General features: G+C 61.0%; 22 protein-coding genes. 7 read left to right on the top strand and 15 right to left on the bottom strand.

Annotation, left to right across the window (positions count from 1 at the left end; all coding sequences use genetic code 11):
- Positions 1–3 precede the first annotated feature (3 nt).
- Positions 4–516 carry a dihydrofolate reductase gene (locus AC1RT4_RS07720; RefSeq protein ID WP_493084783.1) on the top strand — a complete coding sequence of 171 codons (513 nt, stop codon included), beginning with the start codon at positions 4–6 and terminating at the stop codon, positions 514–516.
- 122 nt (positions 517–638) lie between these two features.
- On the opposite strand, the gene AC1RT4_RS07715 is transcribed toward AC1RT4_RS07720, so the two are convergent.
- Positions 639–2030 (bottom strand): L-cystine transporter, encoded by a 1392-nt coding sequence (locus AC1RT4_RS07715; protein WP_493084781.1) that lies wholly within the window; start codon positions 2028–2030, stop codon positions 639–641.
- 240 nt (positions 2031–2270) lie between these two features.
- On the opposite strand from AC1RT4_RS07715, the gene AC1RT4_RS07710 reads away from it, so the two are divergent.
- Positions 2271–3332, top strand: coding sequence for an HAD family hydrolase (locus tag AC1RT4_RS07710; protein WP_085605918.1), 1062 nt, complete (start codon positions 2271–2273; stop codon positions 3330–3332).
- A 221-nt stretch (positions 3333–3553) separates the two neighbouring features.
- On the opposite strand, the gene ilvD is transcribed toward AC1RT4_RS07710, so the two are convergent.
- The 5 genes from ilvD to AC1RT4_RS07685 form a co-directional block, all read right to left on the bottom strand.
- Positions 3554–5395: a dihydroxy-acid dehydratase gene (gene ilvD / locus AC1RT4_RS07705; RefSeq protein WP_011336405.1), complete on the bottom strand. Its 1842-nt coding sequence runs from the start codon at positions 5393–5395 to the stop codon at positions 3554–3556.
- Positions 5396–5650: 255 nt separating this feature from the next.
- A complete protein-coding gene (locus AC1RT4_RS07700; RefSeq protein WP_493084778.1) occupies positions 5651–6868 on the bottom strand; it encodes a multidrug effflux MFS transporter in 1218 nt (405 codons plus the stop codon).
- Entirely contained in the window at positions 6861–7817 is a 957-nt protein-coding gene (locus AC1RT4_RS07695) for a diiron oxygenase (protein ID WP_493084776.1), read from the bottom strand. The genes AC1RT4_RS07700 and AC1RT4_RS07695 overlap by 8 nt, the downstream gene beginning before the upstream one ends.
- Positions 7814–8887 carry a SagB family peptide dehydrogenase gene (locus AC1RT4_RS07690; protein WP_493084774.1) on the bottom strand — a complete coding sequence of 358 codons (1074 nt, stop codon included), beginning with the start codon at positions 8885–8887 and terminating at the stop codon, positions 7814–7816. The genes AC1RT4_RS07695 and AC1RT4_RS07690 overlap by 4 nt, the downstream gene beginning before the upstream one ends.
- 446 nt (positions 8888–9333) lie before the next feature.
- Entirely contained in the window at positions 9334–10530 is a 1197-nt protein-coding gene (locus AC1RT4_RS07685) for a class I SAM-dependent rRNA methyltransferase (protein ID WP_493084772.1), read from the bottom strand.
- Positions 10531–10796: 266 nt separating this feature from the next.
- On the opposite strand from AC1RT4_RS07685, the gene AC1RT4_RS07680 reads away from it, so the two are divergent.
- The 3 genes from AC1RT4_RS07680 (at position 10797) to AC1RT4_RS07670 (ending at position 12843) form a co-directional block, all read left to right on the top strand.
- Positions 10797–11609 carry an HDOD domain-containing protein gene (locus tag AC1RT4_RS07680; RefSeq protein WP_164872189.1) on the top strand — a complete coding sequence of 271 codons (813 nt, stop codon included), beginning with the start codon at positions 10797–10799 and terminating at the stop codon, positions 11607–11609.
- Between the two features lie 28 nt (positions 11610–11637).
- Positions 11638–12450 (top strand): bifunctional DNA-formamidopyrimidine glycosylase/DNA-(apurinic or apyrimidinic site) lyase, encoded by an 813-nt coding sequence (gene mutM / locus AC1RT4_RS07675; RefSeq protein WP_007953423.1) that lies wholly within the window; start codon positions 11638–11640, stop codon positions 12448–12450.
- A gap of 69 nt (positions 12451–12519) precedes the next feature.
- Positions 12520–12843, top strand: a complete 324-nt coding sequence (locus tag AC1RT4_RS07670) for a multidrug transporter (RefSeq protein ID WP_493084770.1) — start codon at positions 12520–12522, stop codon at positions 12841–12843.
- A 38-nt stretch (positions 12844–12881) separates the two neighbouring features.
- On the opposite strand, the gene AC1RT4_RS07665 is transcribed toward AC1RT4_RS07670, so the two are convergent.
- The 5 genes from AC1RT4_RS07665 to AC1RT4_RS07645 form a co-directional block, all read right to left on the bottom strand.
- The gene (locus AC1RT4_RS07665; protein ID WP_003195146.1) at positions 12882–13133 is read right to left on the bottom strand and encodes a YfhL family 4Fe-4S dicluster ferredoxin; all 252 of its coding nucleotides are present in this window, start codon (positions 13131–13133) and stop codon (positions 12882–12884) included.
- A gap of 102 nt (positions 13134–13235) precedes the next feature.
- A complete protein-coding gene (coaD, locus tag AC1RT4_RS07660) occupies positions 13236–13715 on the bottom strand; it encodes a pantetheine-phosphate adenylyltransferase (protein WP_007953414.1) in 480 nt (159 codons plus the stop codon).
- 115 nt (positions 13716–13830) lie between these two features.
- Positions 13831–15426 carry a GMC family oxidoreductase gene (locus AC1RT4_RS07655; RefSeq protein WP_493084767.1) on the bottom strand — a complete coding sequence of 532 codons (1596 nt, stop codon included), beginning with the start codon at positions 15424–15426 and terminating at the stop codon, positions 13831–13833.
- A 42-nt stretch (positions 15427–15468) separates the two neighbouring features.
- The gene (locus AC1RT4_RS07650) at positions 15469–16014 is read right to left on the bottom strand and encodes a twin-arginine translocation pathway signal protein (RefSeq protein ID WP_493084765.1); all 546 of its coding nucleotides are present in this window, start codon (positions 16012–16014) and stop codon (positions 15469–15471) included.
- 24 nt (positions 16015–16038) lie between these two features.
- Complete coding sequence (locus AC1RT4_RS07645; RefSeq protein ID WP_085605905.1) at positions 16039–17469, bottom strand: coniferyl aldehyde dehydrogenase; 1431 nt, start codon at positions 17467–17469, stop codon at positions 16039–16041.
- A gap of 146 nt (positions 17470–17615) precedes the next feature.
- Between AC1RT4_RS07645 and AC1RT4_RS07640 the strand changes: the two genes are divergently transcribed.
- Together AC1RT4_RS07640 and AC1RT4_RS07635 are read left to right on the top strand one after the other, a co-directional pair.
- Positions 17616–18287, top strand: coding sequence for a TetR/AcrR family transcriptional regulator (locus tag AC1RT4_RS07640; protein WP_192562736.1), 672 nt, complete (start codon positions 17616–17618; stop codon positions 18285–18287).
- Positions 18288–18315: 28 nt separating this feature from the next.
- On the top strand, positions 18316–19170 hold the full coding sequence (locus AC1RT4_RS07635) for a sulfurtransferase (protein WP_493084762.1): 855 nt from the start codon (positions 18316–18318) through the stop codon (positions 19168–19170).
- Positions 19171–19174: 4 nt separating this feature from the next.
- On the opposite strand, the gene AC1RT4_RS07630 is transcribed toward AC1RT4_RS07635, so the two are convergent.
- The 4 genes from AC1RT4_RS07630 to AC1RT4_RS07615 all read right to left on the bottom strand — a co-directional run bounded on the left by AC1RT4_RS07630 (position 19175) and on the right by AC1RT4_RS07615 (position 23923).
- On the bottom strand, positions 19175–20005 hold the full coding sequence (locus AC1RT4_RS07630; RefSeq protein ID WP_493084760.1) for a helix-turn-helix domain-containing protein: 831 nt from the start codon (positions 20003–20005) through the stop codon (positions 19175–19177).
- A gap of 4 nt (positions 20006–20009) precedes the next feature.
- The gene (locus AC1RT4_RS07625) at positions 20010–21026 is read right to left on the bottom strand and encodes a hydrolase (RefSeq protein WP_493084758.1); all 1017 of its coding nucleotides are present in this window, start codon (positions 21024–21026) and stop codon (positions 20010–20012) included.
- 66 nt (positions 21027–21092) lie between these two features.
- Positions 21093–22586, bottom strand: a complete 1494-nt coding sequence (locus tag AC1RT4_RS07620) for a M16 family metallopeptidase (RefSeq protein WP_493084756.1) — start codon at positions 22584–22586, stop codon at positions 21093–21095.
- Complete coding sequence (locus AC1RT4_RS07615) at positions 22583–23923, bottom strand: M16 family metallopeptidase (RefSeq protein ID WP_493084754.1); 1341 nt, start codon at positions 23921–23923, stop codon at positions 22583–22585. The genes AC1RT4_RS07620 and AC1RT4_RS07615 overlap by 4 nt, the downstream gene beginning before the upstream one ends.
- Positions 23924–24022: the final 99 nt, after the last annotated feature.

Genomic DNA, 24022 nt, shown 5'->3' with positions numbered 1-24022 from the left:
GGCATGACTAAATCACTCCCCCTCAGCCTGATCGCAGCCCTCGGTGAAAACCGCGTGATCGGCGTCGACAACAGCATGCCCTGGCACCTGCCGGGGGACTTCAAATACTTCAAGGCCACGACGCTCGGCAAGCCGATCATCATGGGCCGCAAGACCTGGGATTCGCTGGGTCGTCCGTTACCGGGCCGTCTGAATATCGTGGTCAGCCGCCAGACCGGTCTGGTGCTGGAAGGCGCGGAAGTCTATCCGTCGCTGGAAGCCGCCGTGGTTCGCGCCGAAGCGTGGGCGAAAGAGCAGGGCGTCGATGAATTGATGCTGATTGGCGGGGCGCAATTGTATGCGCAGGGGCTGGCGCAGGCGGATCGTCTGTATCTGACCCGTGTGGCGTTGAGCCCGGAAGGCGATGCGTGGTTTCCGGAGTTCGATCTGAACCAGTGGAAACTGGTGTCGAACGTGCCGAATCCGGCTGAAGGCGACAAACCGGCTTACAACTTCGAGGTGTGGGAGCGGGTTTAGCTCAATTGATCGTTCCCACGCTCCTGCGTGGGAATGCCTCTAGGGACGCTCCGCGTCCAGTGACGCAGAGCGTCACGGGCTGCATTCCCACGCAGGAGCGTGGGAACGATCAGTATCAAGACTTACGCCTGAGCAAGCTCCGCATGCTCATCGGCATCCAGAAGTGCTTTGTCGGTCTGCTGCATCGCCTGGCTGGTAATCGCGCCAGCGGTGATCGAACCGCTCACGTTCAGGGCCGTACGACCCATGTCGATCAGCGGCTCGACCGAAATCAGCAACGCCACCAGCGAAACCGGCAAGCCCATGGCCGGCAGCACGATCAGCGCGGCGAAGGTCGCACCGCCACCCACGCCCGCCACACCGGCCGAACTCAGGGTCACGATCGCCACCAGCGTCGCGATCCACAGCGGATCCAGCGGGTTGATGCCGACGGTTGGCGCAACCATCACCGCCAGCATTGCCGGGTACAGACCGGCGCAGCCGTTCTGGCCGATGGTCGCACCGAACGATGCGGCGAAGCTTGCCACCGATTGCGGAATGCCCAGACGACGGGTCTGTGCTTCGATGCTCAGCGGAATGCTCGCCGCGCTGGAGCGGCTGGTGAACGCGAAGGTCAGCACCGGCCAGATCTTGCGGAAGAAGCGCAGCGGGTTGATCCCGGCCGCCGATACCAGCAAACCATGCACCACGAACATCAGGCCCAGACCGAGGTACGACACCACCACGAAACTGCCGAGCTTGATGATGTCCTGCAGGTTGGAACCGGCGACCACTTTGGTCATCAGCGCCAGCACGCCGTACGGGGTCAGCTTCATCACCAGACGCACCAGACGCATCACCCAGGCTTGCAGGGTGTCGATGGCGTTGATCACTTTCTGACCTTTCTCGACGTCATCCTTGAGCAGTTGCAGCGCGGCAACCCCCAGGAACGCGGCGAAGATCACCACGCTGATGATCGAGGTCGGCTTGGCCCGCGCCAGGTCGGCGAACGGGTTCTGCGGGATGAACGACAGCAGCAGTTGCGGCACATTCAGGTCGGCGACCTTGCCGGCGTAGTCGGTCTGAATGGTTTGCAGACGGGCCATTTCCTGAGTGCCGGCGACCAGACCTTCGGCGGTCAGACCGAACAGGTTGGTCAGGCCGATGCCGATCAGCGCGGCAATGGCTGTGGTGAACAGCAGCGTGCCGATGGTCAGGAAGCTGATCTTGCCCAGCGACGATGCGTTGTGCAGACGGGCCACGGCGCTGAGGATCGAGGCGAACACCAGCGGGATCACGATCATTTGCAGCAGTTGCACGTAACCGTTGCCGACCAGGTCGAACCAGCCGATCGAGGCTTTCAGCACCGGGTTGCCGGCACCGTAAATCGTGTGCAGCGCGACGCCGAATGCCACGCCCAGCACCAGCGCGAGCAGGACTTTTTTCGCCAGGCTCCAGGTGGTGTGACGGGTTTGCGCCAGGCCGAAGAGCAGGGCGAGGAACACCAGCAAGTTGAGAATCAGGGGCAGATTCATGAGGACTCCAGAAAAGACTGTGCCAACAACCTTCCGGGGCTGTTGCGAACCGGCAAGCCTAACAGTTTGATTTCCAATGATTTAATACCGAAATCAAAGGTCGTCCGTCGTTTTTGGAATAAGCGGGTGTCGCTCTCGGGGATGCAGCTGGCGCGAAACGGACGTGGACGGTCGCTGACAGACGGGGACTGTCACATTTATTTGTTAGCGTCGATTTCTTTGACCCAGGGAGAAGCGCCAATGAAGTTTGCACCGAAATTTCTGGCTGTCGCACTGACTGTGGGGATGGGCCTGGCCACTCAGGCATTCGCCACCGACCTGAAACACTGGCCGGCGGATCAGGCCAAGGCGCTGGATGCGATGATCGCCGCCAACGCCAACAAGGGTAACTACGCGGTGTTCGACATGGACAACACCAGTTACCGCTACGACCTCGAAGAGTCGTTGCTGCCCTTCATGGAAAACAAGGGCCTGATCACTCGCGACAAGCTCGACCCCTCCCTGAAACTGATGCCGTTCAAGGACACCGCCGACCACAAGGAAAGCCTGTTCAGCTACTACTACCGCCTCTGCGAAGTCGACGACATGGTCTGCTATCCATGGGTCGCGCAGGTGTTTTCCGGCTTCACCCTCAAGGAACTCAAGGGCTACGTCGATGAGCTGATGGCCTCGGGCAAACCGGTGCCGGCGACCTATTACGAAGGTGACGTGGTCAAGAACCTGGATGTGAACCCGCCGAAGATCTTCACCGGCCAGAAAGAGCTGTACAACAAACTGATGGAGAACGGCATCGAGGTCTACGTGATGACCGCCGCCTCCGAAGAACTGGTGCGCATGGTCGCGGCCGATCCGAAGTACGGCTACAACGTCAAACCGCAGAACGTGATCGGCGTGACCACGTTGCTGAAGAACCGCGAGACCGGCGAACTGACCACCGCGCGCAAACAGATCACCGCCGGCAAATATGACGAGAAGGCCAACCTCGGCCTCGAACTGACCCCGTACCTGTGGACCCCGGCGACCTGGATGGCCGGCAAGCACGCGGCGATCCTGACCTACATCGACGAGTGGAAAAAACCGGTACTGGTGGGTGGCGACACGCCGACCAGCGACGGCTACATGCTGTTCCACGATGTGGACGTGGCCAAGGGCGGCATTCACCTGTGGGTCAACCGCAAGGACAAATACATGACCCAGATCCAGGGCATGATGGCCAAGCACGCGGCGGCGCAGGCGAAAGAAGGTTTGCCGGTGACGGCGGACAAGAACTGGGTGATCGTCAAACCTGAAGAAATCCAGTAAACCTGCATAGATCCAATGTGGGAGCGGGCTTGCTCCGGGCGGCGATCCGACGAATGCGTCGTGTCAGTCACCATTTGTATATCTGACACACCGCTTTCGTCGGATCGCCGCCCGGAGCAAGCCCGCTCCCACAGTTTTGATCTGCAGTGACATTGGGATTTCGGTCAGGCAAAAAAATGCCCCGCACTTGGCGGGGCATTTTTATGCGCGACGGCTAAGCATCACAGCCCGTCGAGCATCGCCTTGTTGCGCACCGCACCCTTGTCGGCACTGGTCGCCAGCAGGGCGTAGGCCTTGAGGGCGGTGGTCACTTTGCGTGGACGCTGTTCGACCGGTTTCCAGCCTTTCTTGTCCTGCTCGACCCGGCGTGCCGCCAGTTCTTCGTCGCTGATCAACAGGTTGATCGAGCGGTTCGGAATGTCGATCAGCACCTTGTCGCCGTCCTGCACCAGACCGATCGCGCCGCCGGCCGCAGCCTCTGGCGAAGCATGGCCGATGGACAGACCGGAAGTGCCGCCGGAGAAACGGCCGTCGGTCAGCAGGGCGCAGGCTTTGCCCAGACCTTTGGATTTCAGGTACGAGGTCGGGTAGAGCATTTCCTGCATGCCCGGGCCGCCTTTCGGGCCTTCGTAGCGAATGATGACGATGTCGCCTTCCTTCACTTCGTCGGCGAGGATGCCGCGTACGGCGCTGTCCTGGCTTTCGAAGATCTTCGCGTTGCCTTCGAACACGTGGATCGACTCGTCGACGCCGGCGGTTTTCACCACGCAGCCGTCCAGGGCGATGTTGCCGTACAGCACGGCCAGGCCGCCTTCTTTCGAATAGGCGTGCTCGAAGCTGCGGATGCAGCCGTTTTCACGGTCGTCGTCCAGGGTTTCCCAGCGGGTCGACTGGCTGAACGCGGTTTGCGTCGGAATGCCGGCCGGGCCTGCCTTGAAGAAATGATGCACGGCTTCATCGTCGGTCTGGGTGATGTCCCACTTGGCGATGGCTTCTTCCATGCTTCGGCTGTGCACGGTCGGCAGGTCGGTGTGCAGCAGGCCGCCACGGGCCAGCGAACCGAGGATGCTGAAGATGCCGCCGGCGCGGTGCACGTCTTCCATGTGGTACTTCTGGATGTTCGGCGCGACCTTGCACAGTTGCGGCACTTTGCGCGACAGACGATCGATGTCGCGCAGGTCGAAGTCGATCTCGGCTTCCTGGGCTGCGGCCAGCAAGTGCAGGATGGTGTTGGTCGAACCGCCCATGGCGATGTCGAGCATCATCGCGTTCTCGAACGCCTTGAAGTTGGCGATGTTGCGCGGCAGTACCGACTCGTCGTTCTCGCCGTAGTAGCGTTTGCACAGCTCGACGATGGTGCGGCCGGCCTGCAGGAACAGCTGTTCGCGGTCGCTGTGTGTGGCGAGGGTCGAACCGTTGCCCGGCAGTGCGAGGCCCAGGGCTTCGGTCAAACAGTTCATCGAGTTGGCGGTGAACATGCCGGAGCACGAACCGCAGGTCGGGCAGGCACTGCGCTCGTACTCGGCAACCTTCTCGTCAGAAGCGCTGGAGTCGGCGGCGATCACCATGGCGTCGACGAGGTCGAGACCGTGGCTGGCCAGTTTGGTCTTGCCGGCTTCCATCGGGCCACCGGAGACGAAGATCACCGGGATGTTCAGGCGCAGGGCGGCCATCAGCATGCCGGGGGTGATCTTGTCGCAGTTCGAGATGCAGACGATGGCGTCGGCGCAGTGGGCGTTGACCATGTATTCGACGGAGTCGGCGATGATCTCGCGGCTCGGCAGCGAATAGAGCATGCCGTCGTGGCCCATGGCGATGCCGTCATCCACGGCGATGGTGTTGAATTCTTTTGCAACGCCGCCAGCGCGTTCGATCTCACGGGCAACCAGTTGACCCAGGTCCTTCAGGTGAACGTGACCCGGTACGAACTGGGTGAAGGAGTTGGCAATGGCGATGATCGGCTTCTTGAAGTCGTCATCTTTCATCCCGGTGGCGCGCCACAGTGCGCGGGCGCCGGCCATGTTGCGGCCGTGGGTGGATGTTTTCGAGCGGTAATCTGGCATGGAGCACTCCGGGCGGCTAATCAGGTATCAAAAGGGAGTGAGCTTCTATTGACGTCTGGAACACTCAGAAATGGCCGTGTGTCCTGATGTTGCCGATGACGTTGCGGGATCGCCGCTGGTCTCAGCCTGAGCTCATAAACCCGCCGGGGATGAATGGCGATGAATCTCGCGATTCTACACCGCTGGCGTCAGGAGGGAATGGCGCAAAGCGTTGTTCCAGTGCTGACGAAGCGTGCGGGATGACGACCGGCAGGATTAATCGCTGTCCGGTTGCCCCACCAGATCGTTGCGACGGCTGATCCGGGCGTTCAATGCCAGTGCCACCCCGCTGAGTATCACGAAGCTGTAGCCCAGCGTGGATTGCAGGTTGGTCGGGCTCAGGCTGATCAGGGCACTGATCAAGCCGCCGCAGATGAAAATGATCGTACTGCCGGCCGAGGCCGAGGTGCCGGCGTTTTCCGGAAACAGACTCATGGCCCGGGACGTGGCGGCCGGCCGGGCAATGGTGGTGCCGGCGGTGCAGATCAGCATCGGGATCAGCACGGTCGCTGGAGCCAGTGCAAAGCTTGATGACAGGTACAGCATGGCCACGCCGGCAAACAGGATCAGGCTCAGGCCGACGACCATCTGCTGGCCGCTGTTGATGCGCCTGCTCAACACGCTGGCGAGGATGCCCCCGGTGACGTAAGCCGCACCGTAGATCAGCAGGATCAACGAAAACTCGTAAGCGGACAGTTGCAGCCGATCCATGAAGATCAGCGGCGATATCACGATGAATGAAAAGTGGCAGGCGAATGCAAACGCTGAAATCAGCCAGTAGCCGACGAAGTCGAAATCTCTCAGAACCCGTCGATAGGCCGTGAGGAAGTTCGTACGCGTGCCACTGGCGGTCGGTCGGGTGTTCTCCAGAAACAGCCAGGCCTTGAGCAGCACGGCGGCTGACAATGCGATGAACACCCAGAAGCTGCCACGCCAGCCCAATGTCGCCTGAAGAAAGGTGCCAGCCAGCGGCGAAACCGAGATGAAAATCCCGCCGGCGGTCACCATCAGGATCCGCAGGCGATCACGTTGTTCGCCTTCAAACAGGTCCTGCACCAGCGCCTGTGACAGCACGAAGCAACCGCACCCCAGCGCCTGCACCACCCGGAACATCAGAAACAGCGAATAGTCCGAGGTCATCACGCACCCGAGGGTGCCGAGTATGGAAACGCTCATGCCGGCGAGCAGCAGGCCCTTGCGTCCGATCACATCCGACAGCGGCCCGATCAGCAATTGGGCGAAGGCAATCCCGACGGCGAACAGGCTGATCGACAGGGCGATGTCCGCCGGGGTGCGGCGAAAGTGTTCGGCCAGTGCCGGGAACGAAGGCAGCAGGACATCCAGTGGAAAAACGCCGAGCAACACCATTGCCAGCAAAAGACTGACAGCCCCGCGCCGCTGTCGTCGGGTCACCACAGATTGTCCGTCATCCATCGATCAGTCCTGCCCTGGCAAAAAGTGTCTGGTTTTGAGGTTCGGCGAAAAATCCGGCTTTTTTCAATGCGTTCAATGTAGCGAGGCTGCCGGCGCGTGCCCGCCGTCGACTGACCTGGGTCGTTGTCATCGTGCCGAGAATGTCCATGACCGTGGTGTGTGCAATGCCCGCGCCACAGAGGCTTTCCTGGAGCCAGTGCTCATCCACTTCGAAGAAGATTTCCAGAATGTCGAGCAAGGTCGTCGCGGTGAACGTTCGCTGTCGTGGGTTCAGGTGCAACCAGAGGTAGTGAAACACTTCGGTGAAATAGCGGCTGTGGCGCGCTTCGTCGGTGAGGTGATCGCGCAACATGTCGTTGACCCCGGACACCAGACTGTCGCGGCAGACATCCAGCAGTTCACGGGCAATGATCGTTTCCGAGACGAAGCCCAGAAGAAAGCACGCCAGCGGCCGTTGCTCCTGCCCGGTGCGAGCAATCAGCAGGTTCATCCGGGTGATCCGTCTGGGCATGACCGGGCGCCCGGTGATGGCATAGAGGCTGGCGATCTGCTCTGCCACCTGACTGGAAAACAGGGCGTGATAGCCCTCGTCAGTGTAGAGCTGGAGTGCGGCGGTTTTCATCGGCGCAGGCACTGCGACCGGTAGTTCGCCGTGGACGATGGTTTCGACGGCGCGATTGACGATCCGGTGTTCAAGCAACGTGGTGTAGTCGAGAAAATGCACCAGATGCCGGGCCGTCAACCGATGCAGCATCGAGCGGCCCGCTGCCTCAATAATCGGGTGGGCCAGATAGGGCAGGAACGCCGGCGGAAACCAGTGCCGGGTCTCCAGTTGTTCCTGCACGTTGTCCGGCAAGCGGTAATCGTGAGGACTGGTGCGGACCGAGGCGCGGCTGTTCCAGTCGCTCAGGGTGAACTGAAAGACCGGTTCCGGGGCGAGGGCGCTCATGATTGTGCCTCACGCAACAGGTCGCGTATTTCCTGACACATCGCCTGACCGTCGCTTTCCCCGCAACCGACGAAGAACAAGGGTTGTTCCGCGCAGTTCTCGAGCTTCAGCAACGTTTCGACCTGATCGTCGGAAAACGCGCCCGTGAGCCAGGTGTTCATGCCGAGCGCTGTAGCCACTAGTTGAAACGTCTGCGAAAGGTGCCCGGCTTCGACGAACGCCATTCGATAGGCACGCGAGTGCGGGTATTTCCACCAGAGCCGGTCGAAGCGGGCGGTGATGAACAGCCCCAATGGCAGGTTATTGATGAAGTGCTGGCCCCCCAGCAGATTGCCGGGCGCGGTGTCAGGCAGGGAGTTGATGAGGCTCAGGGCGTGTTCGGCGGGGTGGTAGGCATACACGCCGGGCGCCAGTCCGTCGACGTTCTGTACAAAAACGAATCCGGCGCAGGCATTGAGGCCTCCGCCGGAAGGGCTGCTGCGCCGCGCGCCAAGTCCGTCGGCGATGCTGTCGTCGCAGTCGGTGTCGCGTTCTCGCAGGTAACCGAGTGCCAGGTAAAGCAAGGTGCCGACATGGTCCAGCGACACGGCGGCGCCGGTGAAGGATCGGCAGGTCTTTCGCCGGATCAGTGAATTCGACAGGCTGTCGTCATTCAGTGCCAGCGGTTCGGGCAGGGTGATGAGTGCGTTCGGACGGGTATCCACAGGGATGTCGGCCGGCGGTGGAGTGGCAAGCACGGTGTTGCAGTGTTCGAGGTATTGCCTGGACCATTCCTGAATGTTTCGGGGAGTGTGTTCGCAAGGAATATCCCGAGTCCCGATATGGTAGATCCTGGACAGTTCATCCCAGCCCCAGACAGGTGCTGAGATTTTTGAAGAAGTCAGTATTCCGGCATTTAATAACTGTGTATCTATTATGTTGCTGCAGTCATATAGGTCAGGGTTGTGGACAAGTTGCGCCAGTCGAGCGGAATATTCAAGATCAAGTTCATGTTGAGTATGGTCTTTGTAGTTCCAGACTATCTGGCCGGGCGTTCGTGGCAGTATGAATAAATAAGGATTTATATGCATGTTGGGGCACGCTGCTCTGGATAGGTGCTTTGTCAGAGGCGCTGGGTAGCCGGCTATACCCAGCGCCGACCTTACTTAACGGGCTTTAGGTGCGACCAGAAAAGCCAGGTTTGCGAGGGTGCGGGATTCCAGAGTGATTGCTTTCATGATTGAACTCCTTGTTCATTGTTGCTTCGTGGTTAGTTGGTGTCACCTCCGTGGTGACGACTTAATAATAGTTTGTAATGGATTAATCGCAAGCAAATATTAAGTAGGAATAATCCAGTAATTTTGTCGGAGTGATCTTTGGCTGGAAGTGAGTGTGTAAGTTAAATTTCAGAAAATAAAGTATTCGCGGAAATATCCTGCACGTCGGCAGGACGATAAATGTAGGAAAGCAAAGTTCAGGACAAAAAGAAGGGGAGCCCGTGGGCTCCCCTTTCGATAGCGTCATTGCCGTGCGTCTGTCAGCTGTTCGGCAGCAGGCGGCAGGTGATGCTCTTGATGTAGCGGGTTTCCGGGATGGCCGGGTGTACCGGGTGATCCGGGCCCTGACCGCCGCGCTCCAGCAGCTGGATGTTGCGGTCCAGGTGACGGGCGCTGGTCAGCAGGATGTTCTGCAGGTCGTCTTCCGGCAGGTGCATCGAGCACGAAGCGCTGAACAGGATGCCGTCCTTGGTGAGCAGGCGCATGGCTTGCTCGTTCAGGCGACGGTAGGCGCCTTCACCGTTCTTCAGGTCTTTCTTGCGCTTGATGAACGCAGGCGGGTCGGCAACGATCACGTCGAAGCGTTCTTCGCTGGCCTTGAGTTCCTTCAGGGCTTCGAAAACGTCGCCTTCGATGCAGGTCATCTTGTCGGCGAAACCGTTCAGTGCGGCGTTGCGCTCAACGCCGTCGAGGGCGAAGCCCGATGCGTCGACGCAGAACACTTCGCTGGCGCCGAATGCGGCCGCTTGCACACCCCAGCCACCGATGTAGCTGTACAGGTCCAGCACGCGTTTGCCCTTGGCGTAAGGGGCCAGGCGGGCGCGGTTCATGCGGTGGTCGTAGAACCAGCCGGTTTTCTGACCTTGCACCACCGGCGCTTCGAATTTCACGCCGTTCTCTTCCAGCGCCACCCACTCCGGCACCACGCCGAACACGGTTTCGGTGTAACGCTCGAGGCCTTCGGCATCGCGCGCGGCGGAGTCGTTCTTGAACAGGATGCCGCTTGGCTTGAGCACTTGGGTCAGCGCCGCGATCACGTCATCTTTGTGGGCTTCCATGGTCGCCGAGGCGAGCTGGACCACGAGGATGTCGCCGAAACGGTCGACTACCAGGCCTGGCAGCAGATCGGAATCGCCGTAGACCAGACGATAGAACGGCTTGTCGAACAGGCGCTCGCGCAGCGACAGGGCTACGTTCAGGCGATGCACCAGCAGCGACTTGTCCAGCGGCAGCTTGATGTCGCGCGACAGCAGGCGCGCGCAGATCAGGTTGTTCGGGCTCATGGCGACGATGCCCAGCGGCTTGCCGCCGGCGGCTTCGAGGATCGCCTGGTCGCCGGCCTTGAAGCCGTGCAACGGGGACACGGCCACGTCGATTTCGTTGCTGTAGATCCACAGGTGACCGGCGCGCAGGCGACGGTCGGCGTTGGCTTTGAGGCGCAAGCTAGGCAGGGACATGACGTCGCTCCGGAAAAAAGAGCGGGAGTATACCGTGTTGCGCTGCACGCGGGTTCGACGCTGGACACGCGGCGCGTCAGCCCGGCCTGCAAATGAATGAAGGCAGAATTTGCCGGATGGTCTTGAATGAAAGTTTCCGCCGATCTGCCCCCGATGTGTCGTCCGTCGGTTTTTAGAGGTTAGAATCGCCGCCTGTCCCAGAGTGTGTACTTATGTCCCAAGAGCTGACCACCGAACAGATTCAACAGTCCCTGCAAGGCATCAGTGTGCCTGCGCAGCCGCAGATCATGGTGGATCTGCAAATGGAGCAATACATGCCCGACCCGGACCTGGAGACGATCGCCAAGCTGATCTCCCAGGATCCCGGCCTGTCCGGCTCGCTGCTGAAAATCGTCAACTCGCCGTATTACGGCCTGAGCAACAAGATCACTTCGATCAAGCGCGCGGTGAACCTGCTGGGCAGCCGTTCGATCGTCAATCTGATCAACGCGATGTCGATCAAGGGCGAGATGAACGACGACACCATCGTCACCCTCAACCGTTTCTGGGACACCGCCCAGGACGTGGCCATGACCTGCCTGACCCTGGCCAAGCGCGTCGGCACCGAGGCCAGCGACGAGGCTTATGCCTTGGGGCTGTTCCATGACTGTGGCGTGCCGCTGATGCTTCAGCGTTTCCCGGATTACATGACGACGCTCGAAAAGGCCTACGCCAACGCGAGTGCCGAGCGCCGGGTCGTGGACACCGAGAACGATGTCTACAACACCAACCACTCGGTGGTCGGTTATTACACCGCCAAGTCCTGGCGCCTGCCGGAACACGTCAGTGCAGCTATCGCCAACCACCATAATGCCCTGGCGATTTTCAGCGACGAGACTTCGCGCAACACTCAGATGAAAAACCTGCTGGCGATCCTGAAAATGGCCGAGCACATCTGCGCGTCGTACCGGGTGCTGGGCAACCAGACCGAAGACTTCGAATGGCAGGCGGTCGGGCCGCTGGTGCTGGAATACATCGGCCTCTCGGATTACGACTTCGAAACGTTGAAGCAGACTATCCGCGAACTTGGCGCACACTGATTCAACAAGCTAATGATTCGAGGAACTCATGCCTGAACTGCCGGAAGTCGAAACCACCCGCCGCGGCATTGCCCCGCACCTGGAAGGCCAGCGCGTCAGCCGGGTGATCGTGCGTGACCGGCGGCTGCGCTGGCCGATTCCCGAAGACCTCGATGTACGCCTGTCCGGGCAGCGCATCGTGCTGGTCGAGCGGCGCGCCAAGTATCTGTTGATCAACGCTGAAGTCGGCACGCTGATCAGTCACTTGGGCATGTCGGGTAACTTGCGGTTGGTTGAGGTCGGGATGCCGGCGGCCAAGCATGAGCATGTCGATATCGAACTGGAGTCGGGCCTGGCCCTGCGCTACACCGATCCGCGGCGTTTCGGGGCGATGCTCTGGAGCACCGACCCGCTCAATCACGAGTTGCTGATACGTCTGGGCCCTGAACCCTTGACCGATCTGTTCGATGGCGAGCGGCTGTATCAGCTGTCACGCGGGCGCTCGATGGCGGTCAAGCCGTTCATCATGGACAACGCGGTGGTGGTGGGGGTCGGCAATATCTACGCGACCGAAGCACTGTTCGCCGCTGGTATCGATCCGCGCCGTGAAGCCAAAGGCATTTCCCGAGCGCGGTACTTGAAGCTGGCGATCGAGATCAAACGCATCCTCGCTGCCGCCATCGAACGCGGCGGCACCACGTTGCGTGATTTCATCGGTGGCGACGGGCAGCCGGGGTATTTCCAGCAGGAACTGTTTGTCTACGGTCGTGGCGGGGAGCACTGCAAGGTCTGCGGCACGGGCCTGCGGGAAATGAAGCTCGGCCAGCGCGCCAGCGTCTGGTGTCCGCGCTGCCAGAGCTGAGCAAAGCCTCCGAAAAAGTCCTACGGTCTATAGTGAGTTGTCTCACTGTTCAGCCCGAAGGATCGTGCCATGAAGCCCTTGCAAACCCTCATCGTCGCCCTGCTGCTGTGCTTCAGCCTGACCGTTCAGGCCACGGAAGGCGGCAGCGGAGACCCTCGCTACGCCATCCAGAATCCACCGGCCTACGCCATGCTCGGCGATCTGCTGATTGCCCGACCATTGCTGGTGGTGGCGACGGTGATCGGTGCCGGGGCGTTCGTCGTGTCATTGCCGTTCACCGCGCTGGGTGGCGGGATTGGCGATGCGGGAGAGGCGTTGGTGGTGGCGCCGGCGAAAGCGGCGTTCGTGCGTTGTCTGGGCTGCACGGGAGAGGGATTCGAGCAGCGCGAATGACGCGATCGCAGCCGGGCGCTGCGATCGGACTCAGTGGCTCAAGCCTTGCCGGTGATCTTGCGGTACTTCTCCATCAACTGTTCTTCAGTCTCCGGATGGGCTTCGTCCAGTGGAATGCAATCCACCGGGCAGACCTGCTGGCACTGCGGCTCGTCGTAGTGGCCGACGCACTGGGTGCACAGGTTCGGGTCGATCACATAGATCTCTTCGCCTTGGGAAATGGCGGCGTTCGGGCACTCGGGTTCGCAGACGTCGCAGTTGATGCAATCGTCGGTGATGATCAGGGACATGCTAACTCCAGCCGGGGCGGGGAGCCCGGGCGCTATGAATCAATGCGCGCAATTGTGCCGCATTGGCGCCCGTAGTGCACGCGGGCGCCGTTTGAACGGTCGTTACTTCTTGAAGCGCAGGGTCAGGGCTTCGGCCACCGCCGGGTGGACGAACTTGCTGATATCGCCGCCCAGGGCCGCGATTTCCCGCACCAGTGTCGAGGAAATGAACGAATAACGCTCGGACGGAGTGAGAAACAGGCTCTCCACATCCGGGGCCAACTGGCGGTTCATGTTGGCCAGCTGGAATTCGTATTCGAAGTCCGACACCGCGCGCAGGCCACGCAGGAACACGTTGGCGTTCTGCTCTTTGGCGAAATGCGCCAGCAGCGTCGAGAAGCCGACCACTTCCACGTTCGGCAGGTGTTTGGTGACCTCGCGGGCCAGCTCGACCCGTTGTTCCAGCGGGAACAGCGGATTCTTCTTGGGGCTGGCGGCGACGGCGATGATCACGTGGTCGAACAGGCGCGAGGCGCGTTCGACCAGATCGCCATGGCCCTTGGTAATAGGGTCGAAGGTACCTGGGTACAACACTCGGTTCATCGCGTCGTCCTGGCGGGAATCCGTTGGGGAGTCGGATGGTATCGCAGCCGTCCCGGTCGGGAAAGTCGCCTGTTGGGTAAGAAAGCACTATAGACGATCGGAATTTTCGTCTTTTTCACGGGTTTCTCAACCGTTCGCCCAGGGATGTCGCCAGTTGCGCCGTCAGACCGTACACCGACAACTGCGGGTTGGCGCCGATGCTGGTAGGGAACAAAGAGCCGTCATGAATCGACAGATTGCTCAATTGATGATGGCGGCCGAGGCTGTCGGTGACGGCGGTTTTCGGGTCCTCGCCCATCGCGCAGCCGCCCATGACGTGGGCGCTGCCCAGGCGTGTGCGATACAACTCCAGACTCAGGCTGTCGATCAATTTGCGGGCCTCGGCCAGGCTGTTCACGTAGCGCGCATCGGCGTGCATCGGCATCACCGCTTTGGCGCCGCCGGCGAACTGGATCTCGGCCATGCTGTGGAATGACCGGCGCAAACCCTCCCAGGTGTAAGGCGACACCTGATAATCGAGCACCGGCGAGCCGTCACCGCGCAACTCGACGCTGCCGCCCTGACTGTCCGGGTGAAAACCGTCACGCAGCAGGGCCAGCATCGCGTGGGTGTGGGGCAGGTCCGCCATGTGTTGCGCGCTTTCCTGACCGAAACCACCGAGCAACGTGGCGGCCAGCGCCGGATGCAGCGGCGGCACTTCGAGTTTGTAGGCCATTGGGCCGGTGGTGCCGTCCTTCCACTGGAAATGATCCGAGTAGATCGACTGCGGCGCACCGTAGAACGGGTTGATGACCTCGTCGAAACGCCCGGCGGACATGTTCACCAGATGCAGAAAGGTGCGCTTGCCCAGCCGTTTGTGCGGATCCGGTGCGTCCGAACGCATCAGCAGCGCCGGGCTGTTGATCCCGCCGCCGGCCAGCACGTAATGCCGTGCCTTGACGGTGATCGTGCGTCCAGTCGGCTCGACGCAGCGTTCGTCCATCGCCACGCATTGCAGGCCGGTGACCTTGTCGCCGCTGATCAACAGCTTTTCGGCCCGGGCCAGATAAAGCAGCTCGCCACCCTTTTCCAGCGTTGCCGGGATGGTCGTGACCATCATCGATTGCTTGGCGTTGGTCGGGCAGCCCATGCCGCAGTAGCCCAGATTCCAGCAGCCGCGCACGTTGCGCGGGATCACGTGCCAGCTGTAGCCGAGCTGTTCGCAGCCTTTGCGGATCACGTCGTTGTTGGCGTTGGGCGGCACCATCCACGGGGCGACGCCGAGACGATGCTCCATTTTTTCGAACCACGGCGCCATGTCGGCGGGGCTGTGGCCTTTGACGTTGTGCTCTTTGGCCCAGTGTTCGAGGGTCGGTTCGGGCGTGCGAAAACTCGATGTCCAGTTGATCAGCGTGGTGCCGCCGACTGCGCGGCCCTGAAGGATGGTGATCGCGCCGTCCTTGCTCATGCGGCCGATGCCTTCCTGATAGAGGCTGCTGTAGGCCTGGTCTTCCAGCAGTTTGAAATCGCTGCTGGTCTTGAGTGGGCCTTCTTCGATCAGCAGCACCTTGTAGCCGGCAGCGCTGAGGATTTCCGCGGTGGTGCCGCCGCCGGCACCGCTGCCGATGATGGCGACATCGGCTTCCAGGGTCAGGTCATCGGTGAGTTGCGCGCCGTTGTAGGTTTTCCAGCCACGGGCAAGGCCTTCGCGAAACGGGTCGGGTACGGGCATCGATCAGGTTCTCTTATTATTGTTTTGCGTGGGTCGCCAGGCTCAAACGGCGGGCGGGCCGGGGTAACCGCAATGGGCCCAGGATTCGGCGCGGGTGTACCAGGCCATCATCACCATTTGCAGCAATGAGCTGTGGCCCATGCGCAGCAAGCTCAGCGAGCTGTTTTCCCAGCGTTCTAGAAAGTGACGGATCGCCTCGGGGCTGGCGTTTTCCCAACTGCCCCAGATTCCGGTCAATGGCCCGCGCGTCACAGCCATGCCCAGCACATCGAACAGTTGCCGGGTGAGCTTGAGCATTTCCGGCGACAGGTGATCGAGGCTGTAATCCAGTGACTTCAGGGTTCCATCGACAGCGGCGGGCATTTTTTCCACCGCGACGGCGCCATCCAGCATCACTGGAATCAGCGCGCACAGAAACAGCAGATCACCGCTGCGCAACGTGGCGAATCCATTGGCCGATACGCTCGACGAACAGCCGCTGAGACTGGCACCAAGGCCGGCGGTAGCGAGGAAAGCCGTGGCGCCCAGGCTGAATTTCAGCAGGCCACGGCGCGACAGGGCAGGTGTTTCGGTCAGGCTTGGGTGCATTGTTGTTATTACCCGGCGGTGACGTTAGCGAATGAACAGTTTCTGGATCAGTTTCTGAATCGATTTGCCGTAGGGCGGGTAGATCAGCTTCGCCGCGTTGAAGCGCTGTTTGACCAGCACGCCCTTGGCCTTGCTGAACGTCAGGAAACCTTCGTGTCCGTGGTAATGGCCCATGCCCGACGGGCCGATGCCGCCGAACGGCATGTCGTCCTGCGCCACGTGCAGCAGCGTGTCGTTGAGGCAGACGCCACCGGAATGGGTTTCGCTGAGTACGCGCTTCTGTTCGCGTTTGTCGTAGCCGAAGTAGTAAAGAGCCAGAGGACGTGGCCGCTGATTGATGTAAGCAAATGCCTGATCCAGATCCTGATACGGCACGATCGGCAGCAGCGGGCCGAAGATCTCGTCCTGCATCACCGTCATCTCGTCGCTGACGTTCAGCAGCAGGCTGTGTGGCATGCGTCGTCCCTGGCCCTGGTCGAACAGTGGAATCAGCAGCGCGCCCTTGCTGGTGGCGTCGCTGAGGTAGCTGTTGAGTCGCGCCAGTTGGCGCTCGTTGATGATGGCGGTGTAGTCCGGGTTGTCGGCGAGTGTCGGATAAAACCCGCGCACCGCCTGGCGATAGGCTTCGACGAAACCGCCGATGCGCGCTTCCGGCACCAGCACGTAGTCCGGGGCCACGCAGGTCTGGCCGGCGTTGAGGGTCTTGCCGAAAGCGATACGTTCGGCGGCGTCCTTGAGCGGCACGTCGTGGGAGACGATGGCCGGGGATTTGCCGCCCAGTTCCAGCGTCACCGGTGTCAGGTTTTCTGCCGCGGCGCGCATCACATGCTTGCCGACGCTGGTGGAGCCGGTGAATAGCAGGTGGTCGAAGCGCATCTTCGAAAACGCCACGCCGACATCGGCCTCGCCGAGCACCACGCACACCAGATCTTCGGGGAAGATCCGTGCCAGCAGTTCCTTGAGCAAGAGGCCAGTGGCCGGGGTCGATTCGCTGAGTTTCAGCATCACCCGGTTGCCGGCCGCGAGCGCGCCGGTCAGCGGGCCGATGGCCAGAAATAGCGGGTAGTTCCACGGCACAATGACGCCGACCACACCGAGGGGCTGATACACGACTTTCGCCGACGCCGGCTGGAAAGCCACACCCACTTTGCGCCGCGAAGGTTTCATCCACTGGCTGATGTGCTGGCTGGCGTAGTGAATGCCGTGCAGGCTCGGCATCAGTTCGGCGAGCAGGGTTTCATCGGCGCTGCGGTGGCTGAAGTCGGAGCTGATGGCGTCGATCAGGGCCTGCCGTTCGCTGCTCAGCAAATCGCGCAGGGCCTTCAGCCATTGCTGGCGCTGGGCCGCAGGCGGCATCGGGTTGGCGGCGTAGGCGGCACGCTGCGCATCGAACAGCCGGTTGAGCTCTTCCAGCGGCTGTTGCAGCGTTTGCAGGTAGGCAATATCGGCAGTCATCGTCAGCTCCGGAGATGTTGTTGTGAGGAACTTTTTAGAGTCTATGCTCTAGAAAGTCAAATGGCTTCCTTGCGCATCCTGGTTTTATCCCGTTCCGGTTAGGTCGTAAGATGCCCCCCAACGCACTCTGAATTAAAGCTCAAGCCATGGCCCCACGGATCAAAACCAGCGAGCGCATCGTGCAGAACAGCCTCGAGCTGTTCAATCAGCAGGGCGAGCGCAGCATCAGCACCAATCACATCGCCGCCCATATGGAGATTTCTCCGGGCAATCTGTACTACCACTTCCCCAACAAGCAGGCGATCATCGCCGTTTTGTTCAGTGAGTACGAAAGTCTGGTGGACAGCTTTCTGCGTCCGCCCCAGGGCCGTGCCGCGACGGTCGAAGACAAGCGTTTCTATCTCAAGGAGCTGCTGTCGGCGATGTGGCGCTACCGTTTCCTGCACCGCGATCTCGAGCATCTGCTCGACAGCGATCCGGATCTGGCCGGGCGTTACCGGCGCTTCTCCCAGCGCTGCGTGATCCAGGGCGCGGCGATCTATGAAGGGTTCGTTGCCGCCGGGATCCTGAAGATGGACCGGGTGCAGATCGAGTCCCTGACCCTCAACGCGTGGATCATCCTCACCTCCTGGGTGCGCTTCCTGTGCACGACCCGGGAGAACTCCAATTACCTCAGCGAACAGGCCATCAAGCGTGGCGTGTATCAGGTGCTGGTGCTGGAAGCGGGGTTCGTCACCGAGCAGGCCCGCGATGAGGTCAACGCCTTGTTCGAAGAGTTCTACGTGCCGCTGGCTCAGGCCCTCGAAGAAAGACCGTAATTCCATTTCCTCACTGGAGTCGTTCGCTATGCCGATTGCGCAACTGATCAGCCCGACCGCACTGGATGCCCGCAAGGCGCAACCGGGGCTGGTGATTCTCGATTGCCGTTTTGCCCTCGAAGACCCGGATTACGGCCAGCGTAGCTACGCCGAGGGGCACATTGCCGGGGCACATTTCGCCGATCTTGAACGCGACCTCAGCGGCCCGGTGACCAAGGGTGTGACCGGTCGTCATCCGCTGCCGGAGCCGGCGGCGTTGATCGAGCGCCTGCAAGCTTTCGGCATCAACAATGACAGCGACGTGGTTCTGTATGACGACGGCCCGGGCGCCTATGCGGCGCGGGCCTGGTGGTTGCTGGCGTGGCTGGGCAAGCGTGACGGCGTGTTCATTCTCGATGGCGGGCTCAAGGCCTGGCATGCGGCGGGGCTGCCGTTGAGTCTCGATCCACCGTCAGCAGCTCGCGGCAATTTCAGCGGCCAGCCGGACATGAGCCTGCTGCTCAGCGCCGAGCAGTTGCAGCAGCGCCTCGGCCAGCCGGCCCTGACCCTGCTCGATGCCCGCGCCCTGCCACGGTTCAAGGGTGAAGTGGAACCGATCGACCCGGTCGCCGGGCACATTCCCGGCGCGCAATGCGCGGCGTTTACCGACAACCTGGGCAGCGACGGGCGTTTCCTGCCGGCCGATCAGCTCAAGCAGCGTTTCGCCGCAAAACTCGGCGAGCGTTCGCCGAGCGATCTGGTGGCTTACTGCGGCTCCGGGGTGACGGCGTGTCACAACCTGTTCGCCCTGTGCCTGGCGGGTTACCCGTTGGGTTCGCTGTATGCCGGATCGTGGAGCGAGTGGATCAACGAGCCGTCGCGCGGTATCGCCACCGGCGAGTAAACGCTCAGCGATCCAGCCGCGCGCTGCGATAGGCCGCCGGCCCCACGCCATAAACCTGTTTGAATTGCCGGCTCAGATGGCTCTGGTCGGCAAATCCCAGCTGCGTGGCGACTTCCACCGGCAGGCAGCCGCTCTGCAACAAGCCCCGCGCGCAGGCGATCCGCTGCTGCATCAGCCAGCTGTGCGGTGGCATGCCGGTGGCGCGGCGGAACACCCGGGCGAAGTGGAAGGGCGAAAGATTCACGGCCGCCGCCAGTTCTTCCAGCGAGGGCGGCGCCGCCAGTTGCGCGTGCAGCAACTCCTTGGCCATCGCCACCGCGCGGTGCTCCTTGCCGGGGTTGCCGTTGATCTGCACCGCCGCGTGACGCTGCAACAGCAGCATCATCATCTCGCGCCATACCGTTTGCTGCTGCAGCGCGGTGGTGGGGCTTTCCAGCAAGCGATGCAACTGACAGAAACCGTTGACCAGGTCCGGATCGCGATACAGCGTCGCACCGAAGGCCGGCATCGGTGCGGTCGGCAGTTCCAGTTCATTCAGCAGCGCGACGATCTGCCCCGTGTCGGGATAAAACGCCCGGTACAGCCAGCCGTCCTCGGTGCCCTTGTGGCCGTTATGCACTTCGTCCGGATTGATCAGCACCAGCGTGCCGCTGCCCGCCAGGTGTTCGGCGCCGCGATAACGGTAGCGCTGGGCGCCGGCCATGATCATGCCGATCACATAACCGTCGTGGACGTGCGGGGCGAAACGATGCTCGATGTAGCGCGCGGTCAACAGCTCGACCCCGGCCAGAGGTGCGGCCTGCCAGAAACGGATCGACTCGCCCTGATCGCTCATGACCTCACCCGCGCCCCGCGTCGGCCAGCCACTGCGGAATCCGTCGTTCCAGGTAATAACCCGGCTGGCGGAGCGTGCCGTCGACGAAGCCGACATGCCCGCCCTTGTTCTGCAATTCGAACTGCGTCGTGGCCGACAACTCACTGGCCTGCGGCAGGCTGTGGGGAAACACGAACGGATCGTCCGCCGCCTGAATGATCAAGGTCGGCGTGCGGATCTCGCCGAGAAAGTAGCGGCTCGACGCGCGGCGATAGTAATCCTCGGCATCGACGAAACCGTGCAGCGGCGCGGTCACCCGGCCATCGAAATCCCAGAAGGTGCGCATGTTTTCCAGCGAGCCGAGGGCGGCCAGTGCGGCGAGACCGTCCTCGCGCCCGTCGTGCTGGAACTGGCGCTGCTTGTTCTTGATGTAGGCGACCATTTCGCGCATGAAGTGCGCCTGATAGACCTTCGAGAAACCCTGGCCAATACGATCGGCACATTGATCGAGGCGAAACGGCACCGACACCGCCACCGCGCCAAGCACGCCGCTGGTACTGCCGGTTTCTCCAAGATGCTTGAGCAGCACATTGCCGCCGAGGGAATAGCCAACCGCATAGAGCGGCGCCAGTGGCCGCTTGGCTTTCAGGTGTCGAATGGTTTCGGCGAGGTCTTCGCTGGCGCCGGAATGGTAGCTGCGCGGCAACAGGTTCGGCTCTCCGGAGCAGCCGCGCCAGTTCAGCGCGACACTGGCCCAGCCCTGCGCGGCGAGCGCTGCCTGGATTCCGGCGACGTAAGGCGAATTGGAAGAACCGGTCAGCCCGTGCAGTACCAACACCAATGGCGCTTCAGCGCTGTGCGGGCCGTGCCAGTCGAGGTCAAGGAAGTCGCCGTCCTCCAGCCACAGTCGTTCGCGCTGGCGATCAAGGTGCACGGTTTTGCGCCACAGCGGCCCCCACAAGGTTTGCAGGTGCGGATTGCCGAGGCCGAAGGCGGGGGTGAAACGAAATCCGGGTTCGGAAGGAGAAAGAAGTGCGCGCACGGTAAATCTCGACGGTGTCATGCATGAAGTGACAGTCATACAAGGGGCTGTCACTTCAAGGGAGGTCTAACTTGCCACAAAGCCTGCATCAGCGCGACACGAATGCCCGGACGGCTCGACGGTCGGGACAATGACCGGTTGCGGGATCGGCAGTTGGGGTACCGTCGGACCTACGGTCACTACCCGCCACTGATCGTCTGGCAAATGTTTGTTCACTGCCATTCTGATCTGCTCCAGCGTCAGGCGTTGCACCTGTTGCGCGAAGAAATCCAGGTCCAGTGGCAAGTGATGAAGGTTGATCTCGGCCAGGCGCGCGAGAATCTGCTCGTTGCTGGCGCTGCTGATGATATTGGCGTTGGCCAGTCGGCGTTTGAAATGATCGAGTTCCTCCTGCGAGGGGCCGTCACGGCGGAAATTGCTGAGCATTGATTTCACCAGTGCCACTGTTTCATTCGCGAATTGGGGGCTGGTCTGTAGAGCGATTGATGTCAGTCCGCTGCCCGCCCAGTCTTTGGTGCGAATGCTGGCGTCGTATACCAGGCCGCGTTTGTGCCGCAGTTCTGTCATCAGACGGGAGTTCGCCCCACTGCCGAAAATCTGCGTCGCGGCATACAGCGCAACGAAGTCTTCGTGTTGGCGCGACAGGCTGGGTTGCCCAAGCAATACGTGAATCTGTTCCTGAGTACGCTCGACATGGCGATGCATTTCAGTGCCGAACGCTTTGGGCGGTTCGACGGCGGGGAGTGCAACGAGGGGCGCGGGTAGCACGTTGGCGATTTGCAGGCTGATGGCTTGTGCCTGTTCGACGGAAAGGTCTCCCACCAACGTAATTTGTGTCTGGCTTGTCGAGTGGGTTTGGCGGTGGAACGTTTGAACGGCCTGGCGGGTGATAGAGGTCAGGCCGGCATCGGATCCGTAGATCGAACGAGCGTATGGCGTGTCCGGGGCCAGCAGCTCCTGAAGGCGCTGCGTAGCAATGTCCGCAGGTTGTTGCTGTTGTGCCAGCTGCAAGCCACGAAGCTCGCTCTTGACCCTGAGCAGAGCTTCTTCGGTAAGAGAGGGCTGCCCCAGCATTTGCGTAAACAATTGCAGGGCCGGGCTGCTTTTGTCTGGATCGCTGAGGCTGCGCAACGTGAAGGTGGCACGCTCCTGATCCAGATCCATCCCGAGCTTCGCCCCCAGCCCGTCAAACACTTCGGCGATCGCTGCATGATCGCTCATGTCGTTCACGCCTTCGTTGAACAGACTGAATGTCACCGCTGCCAGGCCAGGTGTGTCGCCATCGTGTGCACTGCCGCCGGCGAAGCTGACGTGAACGTCGAACATTGGCAGGTCCGTGGTACGGATGAATAACGTTTTGATGTCTGTCGTGGTTTTCCAGCCCTTGATGGTCAAGGGACGAGGAGTCTGTCGGATCGTTTCTGTTTCCGACAACGATTGCAATCGGGAGTCGGGAAAGCCGGCCGGCGCGGTAACGGCAGCAGCCGGGCTGGCTGACAGCCAAGCGATGAGTGCAAAACAGGCGATGGCAGACCGAAAGACGTGGGCAGATTTATTCATGATTTTTTCTCCACAAGCACCTGGGCTGTGCTGAGGCGTTCGCGGATCAGGTATTTTTCAGCGGTCTGACGGATGTCCTCAGGCGTCACGTTCTTTAACTCGGCAATCTCCTGATCGAGCAATTGCCACGACAGGCCAATGCTCTCGAGGGCGGCCAGATGTTGGGCAGTGCTAACGATCGAATCCCGTGCAAAAACCCTTTGGGCGATCAATTGGGTTCGCGCGCGTTCCAGTTCGTCGATGGGGGGAGGCGTGGTACGCAGCTCTTCGAGCAGATCCCAGACTCTTGATTGCGCCTCGTCAGGACTGGCCGAGTGCGAGTTGTCGAGTCGGGTGCGCAATATCAGGAGGGTGTCGCCACGACTGTAAAGGTCATAGCGGGCGTCGACGTGACTGAACACATGTTCATGGTGCAGCAGGCGTTTTTGCAGACGTGCGCTCTGGGAGCCTACCAGCAACATTTTGATCAGACGCAGTGCGTGCGCGGTCCGGTGTGCATCCGCCGTAGCCAGGCTGGGTACGTTGAATGCCATGATCAGTTGTGGGGTAGCTACCGCCTGGTTGAGGATGATGCGGCGTTCGCCTGGCTGCGGCAGCTCTCGCGGTTTCAGGGCCTGGATAAAAGGACGACCGGTGAGACCACCGAAGTAAAGCTGAGCCAAGGGCTGAACATCATCGAGCGTGACATCGCCGACGACAACCAGCGTGGCATTCCCGGGGGCGTAGCGTGACTCATACCAGTCCCGCAACTGAGTGGTGTTCAAGCCGTGCAGGTCATTCATCCAGCCGATGATGGGCGTTCGGTAGCTGCTGGAGGGGTAGGCCAGGGTTTCCAGACGTTCCATTGCGGTGTCCAGAGAACTGTCTTCCACATTCAAGCGGCGCTCCTCTTGAATGACACTGATCTCGGAGGCGAAGTCTTCGGGTTTGAGGTGAGCAGTCGACATCATGTCGGCCATCAATTCGAACGCAACCCCCAGATAAGGCTTGGGCAGAGTCTGGTGGTAGGCCGTGACGTCTTTGCCGGTAAAGGCATTTTCCGATGCCCCCAACGATTCCAGTATCGCGGACGCCTCGCCCGGACAAGTCTTGCTACTACCCTTGTAAAGCATGTGTTCCAGCGCGTGTGACAGTCCGCTCTGGCCCGGCGCTTCGTCGGCCGATCCGACTTTGAACCACAGTTGGGAGGTGACCAGCGGGGCCCGGTGATCTTCTCGGACGATGACCTTCAAGCCGTTGTCCAGCAGAAACTCGTGGGTGGCCGGTGGTGGGTCGGCCAGTGCCAGCAGCGGGGCAAAGGCCAGGCAAGGCAGCATCCTGCTGCACATAGTGTCCATAAATGATTCGTCCTCAATGGATTACTGAAATGGCGTAATCCACTGTGGAGATTTTGCGCGGGCGGCGTGCGGTAGTTATCTACCGCACGCCGAATACTG

It is taken from the genome of Pseudomonas sp. GW821-FHT11D10 (assembly GCF_058808435.1).
The sequence above is the reverse complement of the archived record's forward strand: the minus strand, read 5'-3'. Positions and strand labels throughout refer to the sequence as shown.

Coding starts and splice junctions, on each gene's coding strand:
- AC1RT4_RS07620 (WP_493084756.1), bottom strand. CDS start 22,586: ATGAATAAATCTGCCCACGTCTTTCGGTCTGCCATCGCCTGTTTTGCA.
- AC1RT4_RS07700 (WP_493084778.1), bottom strand. CDS start 6,868: ATGGATGACGGACAATCTGTGGTGACCCGACGACAGCGGCGCGGGGCT.
- AC1RT4_RS07710 (WP_085605918.1), top strand. CDS start 2,271: ATGAAGTTTGCACCGAAATTTCTGGCTGTCGCACTGACTGTGGGGATG.
- AC1RT4_RS07640 (WP_192562736.1), top strand. CDS start 17,616: ATGGCCCCACGGATCAAAACCAGCGAGCGCATCGTGCAGAACAGCCTC.
- AC1RT4_RS07615 (WP_493084754.1), bottom strand. CDS start 23,923: ATGGACACTATGTGCAGCAGGATGCTGCCTTGCCTGGCCTTTGCCCCG.
- ilvD (WP_011336405.1), bottom strand. CDS start 5,395: ATGCCAGATTACCGCTCGAAAACATCCACCCACGGCCGCAACATGGCC.
- AC1RT4_RS07665 (WP_003195146.1), bottom strand. CDS start 13,133: ATGTCCCTGATCATCACCGACGATTGCATCAACTGCGACGTCTGCGAA.
- AC1RT4_RS07685 (WP_493084772.1), bottom strand. CDS start 10,530: ATGTCCCTGCCTAGCTTGCGCCTCAAAGCCAACGCCGACCGTCGCCTG.
- AC1RT4_RS07630 (WP_493084760.1), bottom strand. CDS start 20,005: ATGAGCGATCAGGGCGAGTCGATCCGTTTCTGGCAGGCCGCACCTCTG.
- AC1RT4_RS07720 (WP_493084783.1), top strand. CDS start 4: ATGACTAAATCACTCCCCCTCAGCCTGATCGCAGCCCTCGGTGAAAAC.
- AC1RT4_RS07690 (WP_493084774.1), bottom strand. CDS start 8,887: ATGCATATAAATCCTTATTTATTCATACTGCCACGAACGCCCGGCCAG.
- AC1RT4_RS07635 (WP_493084762.1), top strand. CDS start 18,316: ATGCCGATTGCGCAACTGATCAGCCCGACCGCACTGGATGCCCGCAAG.
- AC1RT4_RS07695 (WP_493084776.1), bottom strand. CDS start 7,817: ATGAGCGCCCTCGCCCCGGAACCGGTCTTTCAGTTCACCCTGAGCGAC.
- coaD (WP_007953414.1), bottom strand. CDS start 13,715: ATGAACCGAGTGTTGTACCCAGGTACCTTCGACCCTATTACCAAGGGC.
- AC1RT4_RS07670 (WP_493084770.1), top strand. CDS start 12,520: ATGAAGCCCTTGCAAACCCTCATCGTCGCCCTGCTGCTGTGCTTCAGC.
- AC1RT4_RS07650 (WP_493084765.1), bottom strand. CDS start 16,014: ATGCACCCAAGCCTGACCGAAACACCTGCCCTGTCGCGCCGTGGCCTG.
- AC1RT4_RS07655 (WP_493084767.1), bottom strand. CDS start 15,426: ATGCCCGTACCCGACCCGTTTCGCGAAGGCCTTGCCCGTGGCTGGAAA.
- AC1RT4_RS07645 (WP_085605905.1), bottom strand. CDS start 17,469: ATGACTGCCGATATTGCCTACCTGCAAACGCTGCAACAGCCGCTGGAA.
- AC1RT4_RS07715 (WP_493084781.1), bottom strand. CDS start 2,030: ATGAATCTGCCCCTGATTCTCAACTTGCTGGTGTTCCTCGCCCTGCTC.
- mutM (WP_007953423.1), top strand. CDS start 11,638: ATGCCTGAACTGCCGGAAGTCGAAACCACCCGCCGCGGCATTGCCCCG.